Raw genomic sequence first — 12180 nt, 5'->3', positions numbered from 1 at the left:
TGCGTCCCCCATCGTACGGGGCCCGGTGTGCCAAGCCACGCCCGCAGCGCGCGTTCAGCCCCACCCGACCCACGCTCGAGCGGGGCGGAAAGTTCCCAGCATGCTCTCAGAATCCCCGCAGCGCGTCACTCAGCGCGGGCGACAGGTCACCGCCACCGGCCACCCGGACCCGGTCCAGCCCGAGCCAGCCGGCCAGCTGGACGAGCTCGGCGGCCAGCTCGTCGGCAGTCTCCACCGGCGCCTTCGGCTCCGCGTGCGCCGACTGCACCAGCAGGACGCCGGCCGCGCGGTCCGCCTTCAGGTCGACCCGCCCCACCAGCCGGTCGCCGAGCAGGAACGGGAGTACGTAGTACCCGTGCACCCGCTTCTCGGCGGGGACGTAGATCTCGATCCGGTACCGGAAGTCGAAGAGGACCTCGGTCCGGGTGCGCTCGAACACCAGCGAGTCGAACGGGCTGACCAGGGCGCGGGTGTTCACCCGGCGCGGCAGCCGGGCGTCCTTGTGCAGGTACGCCGGGCGTTTCCAGCCGTCGATCCGGACCGGCAGCAGCTCGCCTTCGTCGACCAGCTCGGCGATCGCCTGCAGGGTCGGCTCCGGCGCGGTCCGGAAGTAGTCCCGCAGGCACTGCGCGGTCGCCACCCCGTGCGCCCGGGCCGCGATCGACACCAGGCCGCGGTGCGCCTCGTCGAGCGACGGCGTCGGCGTGTCGACCACCGCACGGGGCAGCACCCGCTCCGGTACGTCGTACAGCCGCTCGAACTGCTGGTTGCGGCCGGCCACGGTGATGTCGCCCGCGAAGAACAGGAACTCCAGGGCCTGCTTCACGTCCGACCAGTTCCAGCCCCAGTTGTTGCGCTCGCGCTCGACGTCGTCGTCGATCTCCCGGGCGGTCAGCGGGCCGTGCGTCCGGACGTCGGACAGCACCTGCTTGACCAGGTCGGGGCGCTTGCGCGCGATCGACCGCGGGCCGCCCCACGCCTCCTGTGTCGCCCGGGCCATCCGCCAGCGCATCAGCGGGTGCGTCTCGACCGGGATCAGCGAGGCCTCGTGCGCCCAGTACTCGACCAACCGGCGCGGTGCCTTGCCGGCGGCGCGGTCCAGCAGGTCCCGCGGGTACGGCCCGAGGCGGGAGTAGAGCGGCAGGTACTGCGCCCGGCTCAGCACGTTGACCGAATCGATCTGGATCAGCCCGATCCGGCCGAGCACCCGGGACAGCGCCCGGGCATCCGGCACACCCTTCGGCCGCGGGTCCATGAACCCCTGCGCCGCCAGCGCGACCCGCCGCGCCTGCGCCGTGGACAGCACCTGTGTCGTCATACCGCAAATCTTGCCTGCCGGCGCCGACATAACTTGAAAGTTACCCAAAGTGGGAGGTGCGCTACGGATGGTGTTCGGGAGAGCCTGCCAACAGGCCGTCCGCCCGTGCGGCCCCTATCACCCTGGAGTGAGGCATGACAGGAAAGAAGTCTGTGGTCCGCGCTGCCCTCGCGGCCGGTGTCCTGACCGCGGCGTCCCTCGGAGCGGTCGCCGTCGCCGGTACCGCGTCGGCCGCGCAGACGCCTGGTGGACCCGTCAACCGGATCGTCGGCGGCACCGTCGCCCACACCGCCGACGCCCCCTGGGCCATCCAGTTGTCCAACAGCGGCTCCCCGGACGCCACCGGTGAGTGGTGCGGGTCGACGCTGGTGAAGGCGAACAAGATCGTCACCGCGGCGCACTGCGCGCAGGAGGCCGCGAGCACCTACACCGCGATCCAGGGGCGCGACGTCCTGTCGGACAAGTCCACCGGCAAGGAGTCCAAGATCGCGAGCATCTGGGTGGACCCGGAGTACGGCAAGTCGCCCGCGCACGACGTCGCCGTGATGACGCTCGCCACCCCGTTCGACGGCGTACCGACGCTGGCCCTGGAGACCGACAAGGCCGCGGACAAGGCCGGCGCGGCGTCGGTCGTGTACGGCTGGGGCTCGACCGAGGGCACCGGCCCGGAGGACACGTTCCAGAAGGTCGACGTACCGGTGCTGGGCGACGACTACTGCTCCAAGCAGTACGCGAGCCAGGGCTACACCCCGGACGGCGAGATCTGCGCCGGCTACGAGCAGGGCGGCAAGGACTCCTGCCAGGGCGACTCCGGCGGCCCGCTGGTCCTGAACGGCCGGCTCTTCGGGGTCGTCTCCTGGGGCGTCGGCTGCGCGGACGCCGGCAACCCCGGCGTGTACGCCGAGGTCGCGACGTACGCCACCGAACTCCAGCAGCAGCTCGACAGCTGACCGGACGGACACGAACGGGCCCGGGCGAGATCGCCCGGGCCCGTTCTGTTGTGCTCCTCCCGCAGGCTCAGACGGACAGCCGGATCACGCCGTAGTCGTAACCGCGACGGCGGTAGACCACGCTCGGCTGGTTCTCGTCGGCGTCGACGAACAGGTAGAAGTCGTGCCCGACCAGTTCGAGCTCGTAGAGCGCCTGGTCCAGGGTCATCGGCTTGGCGGAGTGGGTCTTCTCGCGCATCACCAGCGGACCGTCGCCGGTGACCGTGAGGGATCCGTACTTGTGCGTCGCCACCTCGTCCTCGGCGACTGGTTCCTCCACTACAGGTGTGCCGTTGAGCGGCTGCTTCGCGTTCACGTGCCGGAGGCCTTCCGGCGTCCTGCCACCGTGCACCCGGCGCCGGTCGGCCGCCTTGCGGACCTGGGTCCGCAGCCGGTCCAGACAGACGTCGAAGGCCGCCGACTTGGTCTCGCCGCACGCCTCCGCGCGGACCACCGGCCCCTTGGTGTACATGGTGAGCTCGACACGCATCGCCCGATCGTGCTGTCGCGGGTTCTTCTCCTGACTGACTTCCACCTCGCAACGCAGTACCCGATGATCGACTTTCTCGATCCGCTCGAGCTTTTCCTCGACGTACTGCCGGAAGCGGTCACTGACCTCGCAGTGATGACCCTTGACAACGACGTCCACGGAAACCTCCATCGATCGGCGACTTCTTTTACGTGTTCGGACCCCCGTACTCCTGCTGACGGGTCCCGAAACAAGAACACCCGCTCTCGAACCCGTCGGACCCGGTGGCGAGGAATCCGGCTGATCCGGTCCTCCACCACTCCACTGCCCGACAAGCCCTAGCGGGTGTCATAGGCCAACGCTAGTCGGCTTCGGCGAAAACCGGTAGAGAAGTTCTCATGAACCAGACGCCCGTTGCCGTGCTGTGGCGGCCAGGACCGCACAGCCGAGCACCCGGACACCCACGGTTTCCAAGGCCCGGGAGGCTTCGGTGAGCGTGGAACCGGTGGTGATCACGTCGTCGACCAGCAGGACCGGCTGATCGATCAGCGTTTCAGCCCACGGCGAACGCGCCGCGAAAGCCCCGTGCAGATTGGCGGTACGGCGTTCCGCGGACAGCCCGGCCTGATCGTCGGGCCGCCTGACGATCCGCAGCGCCGGCGCCGTCCGGGCGTCGATCCCCTGTCTGCACAGGGATCTGACGGCAGCCTTCGTAATCCGCCCGAGCGGGTCGTGCCCGCGCTGCCGGACCGTTGCCCGCGGCGACGGAACCGGACACAGCCACACGGCCGTGCGGTCCCGGAGCGCGACCCGGACAGCGTCCGCGAGCAGCCGCCCGAGCGGCCTGGCCAGTGCGTACCGGGCGTGTTCCTTGTGCGCGAGGATCAGCCTCCGGAGCTGATCGGCGTACGGCGCGGCCGCGGTCGGCGGCGGCAGACCGGCCGGTCGCGGGTCCGGCCATGCACGGAACGGAGTCATCTCTGTCAGTAGCCGACGGCAACCACCACACAGAGTGACGCCGGGCCGGTCGCAACCCGCGCAGCGTCCGCCCAGCAGCAGATCGACGAAGGCGTCCCGCACCGGCACCCCACCACGGTCCGGGACCGCCGCGGCGCCCGCAAGCCCGCCGTACGGCGCCTGTGGACAACCTGGCGCCGGCCAGCCGGGCCAGCGGGGTCAGCCGGGGTACGTCGGGTCGAAGGCCGGGTGGTCGCCGTTCACGTCGAAGTCGACCCAGAGCAGGTCCTTGCTCAGCCAGTGGATCTTGCCGGTGTCGTCCTGGATCACCGGCAGGGTGTCCTTGTTCACGTTCGAGACGACGTGCTCGGGTGCGAAGTTCGGCGACGAGCCGGGCAGCGGCTGCATGCCGGAGCCGTCGACGTTCACCGACCAGATCTGCCGGCGCGCCGTACCGCTGGCCCCGACGACGATGAAGCCGGCCTTGCTCCAGGCGGCGTCGGAGATGCTGGTGAGCTCCAGCTGCAGCGGCCGGAACGCCCCGAGCACGAGCTGCTTGCCGCCGTCCGCGGTCTGCACGGTCGCGGTCTCGACGTAGTTCTGCTCGGTGCCGGCGTGCTGCATCACCAGCAGCACCCGGACGCCGTCCGGCGCGATCCGCAGCGCGACCGGGGTGTCGCCCTTGAAGTCGGTCTGGACAGGGCTGAACGAGCCGTCCTGGTTCCGGACGCGGAGCCGCGGGTGGTCGGACTCGGCCCGGTCCAGCACCCAGAGGTTGCCCTCCTTGTCGAAGCTCGGCGGCAGTGTCTTGCCGTCGACCTTGAAGCTGGCCTTCTTCTTGTCGTCCTTGCCGGGCGGGTCGAGCGAGCCGTACACGACGTCGTGCCCGTCGGCGGTGACGATCGCGCCGGCGTCGCCGAGCAGCGTCACGGCGAAGGACTGGGCGTGGTGCAGCGACAGCGGGCTGTTGTTCAGGGGCTGGGCGGACACGTCCGTGGAGCCGTCCTGGCCGGTGATCCGCTGCGGCACGCCCTTGAGCAGGCCGTACAGCTTGGTCATCGAGGCGCCCGGGACCTGCGGGTCGAACGTGTTGAAGGTGGGGAACGGCAGTACCTCGGGCTCGTCGGGGAGCAGCGGGGCGCCGCCGACGGTGATCTTGGCCCGCAGGTTGAGCTGGTTCAGCGTCCAGACAATCTGCGCCGCCAGCAGCCGCCGGTCCTGGTCGCGGAGCGAGCCGGCGGTGTCGTTCAGGGCCACGTTGGCGACGCCCAGGTCGACCGGGACCGACACCTGGACCTCGGTGCCGGGCGGGGCGGCCGAGACCACGCCGTTGCCGAGCCGGCTCGTCGGGCCCTTCAGCAGCTCCTGGATGATCTGGGTCGCGGCCTGCCCGGACGGCAGGTTCTGCGGCAGGTAGACCGGATCCGGGACCAGCACGTCCTTGGTCTGGTTGAAGAAGTACAGGTCGCGGGCGGCCAGCTTCAGGTCCACCTGGTTGCTGCCCAGGTAGGCGCCCGGCGGGACCGAGTCGACGCGCAGCTGGCCGTTGACCTTCTTCAGCTTGAAGAAGAAGTCGGCCTTGGAGTTCGCGGGCGCCGGGATCCACTCGCCGCGGTCGTTGATCGTGGCGAGCTTCTTGGCGGTCAGCTGGATGCCGTCGCCCTTGCGGGTGAGCGAGTCGGGCTGCTGGTCGTACACCACGGTCTGCGACTCGGGCTTCCAGCTGCCGGCCGCGGCCGGAGTCATGTACTGGCGCGCCACGTCGTACGCCTGGGAGTCCGACATCGCCTCCAGGAAACCGTTGACGATCGACATGTCGCCGACGTTCGGCCGCGGTGGCTTGGCCTCGACGCCGACGCCGCCCAGGTCGGGGGCGGAACCGGCACGCTCACCGCTGCGGATGGTGCCCTTGGTCGGCACGGCCGCGCAGCCGCCGAGCAGGACGACCGACACCAGCGCCGCGAGCAGCCTGCGCCTCACCGGTCGTCACCGCCGTTCAGTTTCTGGTACGGCGCGCCCACGTCGACCAGCTCCGCGATCACCCGGCTCGCGTCCGGCGGGCGCGGCGGCAGCGGCGACCCGGTCAACGCCACGTCGGGCCGGCGCGGCAGGGTCAGCCGGAAGTAGGCGCCTTCGCCCGGCGAGCCCCACGCGTCCAGCCGGCCGCCGTGCAGCCGGGCGTCCTCGAGCGCGATCGACAGGCCGAGACCGGTGCCGCCGGTCGTCCGGGCGCGCGCCGGGTCCGCGCGCCAGAACCGGCTGAACACCATCTCCGCCTCCTCGGCCCGGAAGCCGACGCCGTGGTCGCGGACGGCCACCGCGGCAGCATCCTCGTCGCACGCCGTGCTGATCTTGATCGGCAGGCCCTCGCTGTGCTCGATGGCGTTGCCGATCAGGTTCCGCAGGATGCGCTCGATCCGGCGGGAGTCGACGTTGGCCCGGCACGGCGCCTTCATGTCCAGCTCGACCGGGCAGCCCTTGCGCTCCAGCAGGGTCTCGTGGTTCTCCAGGACGCGGTTGACGATGTCGCGCAGATCCACGTCCTCCAGGTCCAGGGCGGCCGCGCCGGCGTCGAACCGGCTGATCTCCAGCAGGTCGGCCAGCAGCTCCTCGAACCGGTTGAGCTCGTTCTGCAGCAGCTCCACCGAGCGGCGGCTGATCGGGTCGAACTGGTCGCGGCTCTCGTGCAGCAGGTCGGCGGCCATCCGGACCGTGGTGAGCGGCGTCCGGAGCTCGTGCGACACGTCCGACACGAACCGGCGCTGCAGCCGGGACAGCTCCTCCAGGCGGCGGATCTGCCGCTGCAGGTTGGAGGCCATCTTGTTGAACGAGACCGCCAGCCGGGCCAGGTCGTCGGTGCCGCGGACCTGCATCCGCTCCTCGAGCTTGCCGGCCGCGAGCCGCTCGGCGATCCGCCGGGCCATCCGGACCGGCGTCACCACCTGCCGGGTGACCAGCCAGGCGATAGCGCCGAGCAGCACGATCAGCAGCAGGCCGGCGGTCACCAGAGCGCGCTGGACGACGTCCAGGGTCTCCTGCTGCGCGGTGAGCGGGAACAGGAAGTAGATGGAGTACTTGTCACCGGTGGAGTCGATCCGGATCTGCGAACCGATCACCAGGCCCGGGACGCTCGGGCTGTCCCGGTAGTTGATCCGTGTGTACGTGTCCCACAGCTTGTCGCCGTCGCTGACCACGGACGACGCCAGCGCCGACGGGATCGAGTCGCTGTCGACCAGGCCGGTGTAGCGGATCGCGTTCGACGCGGCCTGGTCGGTCGGGACCAGCAGTACGTCGTACAGCCCCGGGCGGTTGGAGCCCAGCACCAGCTCGGACAGCTGCTGGTTGACGGTGTTCCGGTTCGCGGCGTCGATCGAGGCGGACAGCTGCTGGAGCTGCGCCCTTACCTCTGCCTGCGCGCTGTCCCGGCGGGACTCCAGGACACCGTCGGTGACCTGGCTCATCATCACCCAGCCGACCAGGATCAGGACCAACGTCGACATCAGCAGGGTGCCGGTGACGATCCGGGCCTGGATCGAGCGCCGCCAGATGTCCGGCCAGTGCTTCGGGTGGGTACGCCAGATCGGCTTGGGCTGGGCAGACCAGTCCGCCGCGGCGGCCGTGAGCTCCAGCTCGGTCCCGCGGGACTCGGCCACCTCCGGCTGGGGTGTGGCCTGCTGCCCGGTGCCCGGTCCGGTGCTCTGCCCGGACTCGGTCACCGACGCGACCACCGGCTCGTCGGAGGCCGTCTGCGACTCTTGGCCGCGACCGTACTCGATCAGTCCGCACCAGCCTTGTATCCGACACCACGGACCGTGACCACGATCTCCGGGTGCTCAGGGTCCTTCTCGATCTTGGAGCGCAGCCGCTGGACGTGCACGTTCACCAGCCGGGTGTCGGCGGCGTGCCGGTACCCCCAGACCTGCTCCAGCAGCACCTCGCGGGTGAACACCTGCCAGGGCTTCGACGCCAGGCAGACCAGCAGGTCGAACTCCAGCGGCGTCAGCTGGATCGTCTCGCCGGCCCGCTTCACCGAGTGGCCGGCGACGTCGATGGTCAGGTCGCCGATCGCCAGCGACTCCGGACCGGGTTCGTCCATCCGGCGCAGCCGGGCCCGGATCCGGGCCACCAGCTCCTTCGGCTTGAACGGTTTCACCACGTAGTCGTCGGCACCCGACTCCAGCCCGAGCACCACGTCCACGGTGTCGCTCTTGGCGGTCAGCATCACGATCGGTACGCCGGACTCGGCCCGGATCGCCCGGCAGACGTCGATGCCGTCCATCCCGGGCAGCATCAGGTCGAGGAGCAGGAGGTCGGGCTTGAACTCACGGAACGCCGGTACCGCTTTGTCACCGGTCGCGCACAGATAGGTGTCGTAGCCCTCGTTGCGCAGCACGATACTGAGCATCTCCGACAACGCTGTGTCGTCGTCGACGATGAGGATCCGGCCCCGCATCGTCCGGTTACCGTCTGCCACGCCCATAGCTCCTTGCCGTCCGCTTGCCGACCGATCGGAATGCGCGCGGCGGGTGCCAGGCCGTACGCACTACGGATAGTGTCCCATTCCCGCGGTAGTGCACACGCCGGATCGCCGTGTGACCCCCGAGTTGGGCTGTGATCATCCGGGATCATGGTGCACGTTCGGGGTCCACCACAACTCGTCACCCAGGGAGGAGGGTCCGCGAATGGCCGATCAGAACATGACTCTCCACGACGACGTGGCGTCGGAACCCCTGCGTCCGTGGCTGCCCGCGGACCTGCTGGACAACGCCGCCCGGACCATCTCCGACAACAAGACGATCATGCTGGGTCTGCCGGTGCTGGCCGGGATCGCGTTGCTGGCGTTGCAGGCCGTGCTGACCGAGGTTGCGGTACCAGGCGGGCTGGCCGGGTTCTTCCGCGCGAACGACCCGTTCGGACAGGCCGGTGCCGCGTTGCTGATGACGTACGGCGTGCAAGTGGTGCTGTTCTCGGTGGTGTCGAGCATGCTGGCCGGGATCATCGCCCTGGCCGCTGTACGCAGCCAACTGGCACACAAGGCCGGTCCGCGGGAACTGTTGCGGCTGGTGCGGCCCGCACTGCCGGCACTCGCTGCTGTCGGGCTGGTGCAGTCCCTTTCGTTCGTACTGCTCATCGGCGGCTGGGGGCTCGCCGTACTCGGTATCGGCTCGGGCGCGGACGCGGCGATCTCGTCCGACGTCGCGGGCGCCGTGGCGTTGGTGATGATGCTGGTCGGCGGGGTGCTGGTCCTGATCTTCGGCATCCGGCTGGTGCTGGCCGGGACCGTCGTACTGATGGAGGGGCGGCATTCGCCGGACATCGGGCTCTACATCCCCGAGCGGGTGGGGGTCTGGGGCGCGCTGCGGCGGTCGTGGCGGCTGGTGCGCGGGAAGTTCTGGCGGGTGTTCGGGATCCTGCTGTTCGGCGGGGTGGTGGTGAACATCATCAGTTACGCCCTGCAGTTCGGGATCACGTCGCTGACGTTGACCGTCGGCAACTGGGCCGGGCCGGACGGCAGCACCGGCGCCACCGTGGTGACGATCGTGCTCGGCGTCGCGGTCGGTACCGCGTCGCTGATGACGGTGATCGCCAGCCTGGCGTTCATGTCCGCGGTCCAGGCGCTGATCTACCTCGACCTTCGGGTCCGGCGGGAAGGTCTCGACCTGTGGATGCGTCCGGCGCTGCGATCCGGGGAGAGCGTGTGATTCTCTTCCCGCTGGAGCCGCCGGTGGACGTCGACCGGGACCAGGCCGCACAGGAGGCGGCCAAGGAGTTGTCGAAGTCGTCGTACCGGGACTCGGGTTCACTGATCGGCAAGGCGTTCGGCAAGGTGGTCGACTGGATCAAGGACCTGCTGGACAGTCTCAACGGCAGTTCACCGAACGGCCACGCCGGTCTGGCCGTGCTGATCTCCTTGCTGCTGCTTGTCGTCGTCGTGGTGCTCTGGCGAGCCGGTGTGCTGCGAACCAGCAAGAAGGCGACGTCGCAGGCCGTCTTCGACACGGCCCGGCCGCAGAGCGCGGCGGAGTACCGCGCGCAGGCGGAACGGGAGGCCGCGTCCGGCGACCTCGCGTTGGCGATCCGCAGCCGGTTCCGGGCGTGCGTGGCCGAGCTGACCGAGCGGACCCTGCTGGACGAGCGTGCCGGACGTACGGCGTACGAGGTGGTCACCGACGCGTCCAAGGCAGCTCCTGTACTGCGAGACGTACTCCAGCCGGCTGCCCAGGTGTTCACGGAGGTCGTCTACGGCAACCGCCCCGGCACACAGGAGCGGTACGCCGCTGTAGTGACTGCTGACAACGCGGCACGGACCGCACGGGTGGCTGCATGAGTACGTCGGAGGCACGGGGAGTCGTCGAGAGCTGGCGGGCGTTGCGGACGCCCTTGCTGGTGACTGGTCTCATCGTGCTGGCCGCGATCGTCGTACTGATCGCTACGTCGTCGCAGACCTCAGGAACGTTCAGCCCGGACTCCACGAAGACCGACGGAGCACGTGCGCTGTCGGCGTTGCTGAAGAAGCACAACGTCGACGTACACGGCACTGAGTCGTTGGACGACGCCACGCAGCCAGGCGACGGTAAGACGCTGCTGGTGGGGCCGTCCGGGTTTCTGGATCCTTCCGACTGGCAGCGGATCGCCCAGGCGGAGTGGAGCCACGTCGTGCTGATCCGGCCCAGCAGCGAGGCGTTGCGAGCGCTCGCTCCAGGCGTCCAGCTGAGCGGCGACTCGATCTCGTCAGGCAGTCGTCAGCCCGGCTGCAGCCTTCCGGCCGCCGTCAAAGCGGGTACGGCGACTGTCAGCGGGCCGACGTACAGCGCACCGGACGCCGCGACCGGCTGCTACGGCGACGGCATCCACAACACGGTGGTGCGGTTGCAGCTCGGCGACCGGACCGTCGACGTGGTCGGTACGGCACGGTCGTTCACCAACGACCAACTGGCCGACGACGGCAACGCGGCGCTCGCGCTGAACCTGATCGGCACGCACAAGGACCTGACGTGGTACCTGCCGCAGTACCAGTCCCACGGCGTCAACACCGGACAGGACGGGCCGCCGTTGATCCCGCCGTACGTCCGCTACATCGGCTGGGCGTTGGCGTTCACTGTGCTGGTCGTAGCGATCTGGCGCGGGCGCCGGCTCGGCCCTGTCGTGGCTGAGCGGCTGCCGGTGATCGTGCGCGCCGCCGAGACCACGGAGGGCCGGGCACGGCTCTACCGGCGGTCAAGAGCCCGTGACCGCGCTGCTGCAGCTCTCCGCGAGTCAACGCTCGGCCAACTGCACAAGGCGCACGGCATCCCGCGGCGGGCGGATCCGTCGGCTGTGGTCGCCACGGTCGCCGCACGGACCGGCCGGGACCCGGCGATGCTGTACGAACTGCTCTACGGCCTGCCGCCACTCACCGACGCCGCTCTGATGTCCTTGTCCCAGGAACTCGACGTACTGACGCAGGAGGTACGACACCCGTGACGACTACCGAGGTCACCGCTGACCAGGCCCGGCAGGCGCTGGTCGCGCTCCGGACCGAGATCGGCAAGGCGGTGGTCGGTCAGGACACCGCAGTGACCGCACTGGTGCTCGCCCTGCTCTGCCGCGGCCACGTGCTGCTGGAAGGCGTTCCTGGTACGGCGAAGACGCTCATGGTGCGGGCGCTGTCGACTGCGATGCGGCTGGACACCAAGCGCGTGCAGTTCACGCCGGACCTGATGCCGGGTGACGTCACCGGGTCGCTGGTGTACGACGCGAAGACCTCCGAGTTCGAGTTCCGTCCGGGGCCGGTGTTCACGAACATCCTGCTGGCGGACGAGATCAACCGGACGCCGCCGAAGACCCAGGCGGCGCTGCTGGAGGCCATGGAGGAGCGACAGGTCACTGTGGACGGTGAACCGCGCAAACTGCCGGTCCCGTTCGTCGTGGCCGCCACCCAGAACCCTGTGGAGTACGAGGGCACCTACCCGCTGCCGGAGGCGCAGCTGGACCGGTTCCTGCTCAAGGTGACGCTGGACATCCCGCCGCGCGACGCGGAGATCGCCGTACTCGCTCGGCATGCGCAGGGCTTCGATCCACGCGACCTCGAAGCGGCAGGGCTCCGTCCGGTGGCAGGACCGGAGGACCTGGAGGCAGGGCAGAACGCAGTACGCCGGGTCGCGGTCCGGCAGGACGTCCTCGCGTACGTCGTGGACCTGTGTCGCGCAACGCGTCAATCGCCGTCGCTGCAGCTCGGGGTGTCGCCGCGTGGAGCCACTGCGCTGCTGGCGGTCTCCCGTGCGTGGGCTTGGCTGTCTGGCCGGGACTACGTGATCCCGGACGACGTGAAGGCAATGGCACGTCCCTGTCTGCGACACCGGGTCCAGGTACGCCCGGAGGCGGAGCTGGAAGGTGTCAGCGCCGACGCGGTCCTCGAGAGCGTCCTGGCAACCGTTCCGGTCCCACGCTGATGGTTCTTACCGGCC

The 12180-nt window shown here is 69.8% G+C and carries 11 protein-coding genes; 5 read left to right on the top strand and 6 right to left on the bottom strand.

The window, feature by feature from the left end:
• Nucleotides 1-106: 106 nt before the first annotated feature.
• Nucleotides 107-1318, bottom strand: coding sequence for a crosslink repair DNA glycosylase YcaQ family protein (locus AB0M51_RS39540; RefSeq protein WP_344198874.1), 1212 nt, complete (start codon nucleotides 1316-1318; stop codon nucleotides 107-109).
• Between the two features lie 134 nt (nucleotides 1319-1452).
• Between AB0M51_RS39540 and AB0M51_RS39535 the strand changes: the two genes are divergently transcribed.
• Complete coding sequence (locus tag AB0M51_RS39535) at nucleotides 1453-2268, top strand: serine protease (protein WP_344198876.1); 816 nt, start codon at nucleotides 1453-1455, stop codon at nucleotides 2266-2268.
• Nucleotides 2269-2335: 67 nt separating this feature from the next.
• On the opposite strand, the gene raiA is transcribed toward AB0M51_RS39535, so the two are convergent.
• The 5 genes from raiA to mtrA all read right to left on the bottom strand — a co-directional run bounded on the left by raiA (nucleotide 2336) and on the right by mtrA (nucleotide 8186).
• On the bottom strand, nucleotides 2336-2956 hold the full coding sequence (gene raiA / locus AB0M51_RS39530; protein WP_344198878.1) for a ribosome-associated translation inhibitor RaiA: 621 nt from the start codon (nucleotides 2954-2956) through the stop codon (nucleotides 2336-2338).
• A 216-nt stretch (nucleotides 2957-3172) separates the two neighbouring features.
• Nucleotides 3173-3754 carry a phosphoribosyltransferase family protein gene (locus AB0M51_RS39525; protein ID WP_344198880.1) on the bottom strand — a complete coding sequence of 194 codons (582 nt, stop codon included), beginning with the start codon at nucleotides 3752-3754 and terminating at the stop codon, nucleotides 3173-3175.
• A 198-nt stretch (nucleotides 3755-3952) separates the two neighbouring features.
• Nucleotides 3953-5713 (bottom strand): LpqB family beta-propeller domain-containing protein, encoded by a 1761-nt coding sequence (locus tag AB0M51_RS39520; protein ID WP_344198882.1) that lies wholly within the window; start codon nucleotides 5711-5713, stop codon nucleotides 3953-3955.
• Complete coding sequence (gene mtrB / locus AB0M51_RS39515) at nucleotides 5710-7449, bottom strand: MtrAB system histidine kinase MtrB (RefSeq protein ID WP_344198884.1); 1740 nt, start codon at nucleotides 7447-7449, stop codon at nucleotides 5710-5712. The genes AB0M51_RS39520 and mtrB overlap by 4 nt, the downstream gene beginning before the upstream one ends.
• A 59-nt stretch (nucleotides 7450-7508) precedes the next feature.
• Complete coding sequence (gene mtrA / locus AB0M51_RS39510; RefSeq protein WP_209700103.1) at nucleotides 7509-8186, bottom strand: MtrAB system response regulator MtrA; 678 nt, start codon at nucleotides 8184-8186, stop codon at nucleotides 7509-7511.
• Between the two features lie 229 nt (nucleotides 8187-8415).
• Between mtrA and AB0M51_RS39505 the strand changes: the two genes are divergently transcribed.
• The 4 genes from AB0M51_RS39505 to AB0M51_RS39490 are packed head-to-tail and all read left to right on the top strand — an operon-like array spanning nucleotide 8416 to nucleotide 12165.
• The gene (locus AB0M51_RS39505; protein ID WP_344198886.1) at nucleotides 8416-9435 is read left to right on the top strand and encodes a hypothetical protein; all 1020 of its coding nucleotides are present in this window, start codon (nucleotides 8416-8418) and stop codon (nucleotides 9433-9435) included.
• Complete coding sequence (locus AB0M51_RS39500; RefSeq protein WP_344198888.1) at nucleotides 9432-10061, top strand: DUF4129 domain-containing protein; 630 nt, start codon at nucleotides 9432-9434, stop codon at nucleotides 10059-10061. The genes AB0M51_RS39505 and AB0M51_RS39500 overlap by 4 nt, the downstream gene beginning before the upstream one ends.
• Complete coding sequence (locus tag AB0M51_RS39495; RefSeq protein WP_344198890.1) at nucleotides 10058-11197, top strand: DUF4350 domain-containing protein; 1140 nt, start codon at nucleotides 10058-10060, stop codon at nucleotides 11195-11197. The genes AB0M51_RS39500 and AB0M51_RS39495 overlap by 4 nt, the downstream gene beginning before the upstream one ends.
• Nucleotides 11194-12165, top strand: a complete 972-nt coding sequence (locus tag AB0M51_RS39490) for a MoxR family ATPase (RefSeq protein ID WP_344198892.1) — start codon at nucleotides 11194-11196, stop codon at nucleotides 12163-12165. Before AB0M51_RS39495 ends, AB0M51_RS39490 begins: the two co-directional genes overlap by 4 nt.
• Nucleotides 12166-12180 lie beyond the last annotated feature (15 nt).

Source organism: Kribbella sp. NPDC051137 (assembly GCF_040682535.1).
In the GTDB taxonomy this organism is placed as follows: domain Bacteria; phylum Actinomycetota; class Actinomycetes; order Propionibacteriales; family Kribbellaceae; genus Kribbella; species Kribbella karoonensis.
This window is presented reverse-complemented; position numbering and strand designations above follow the sequence as displayed.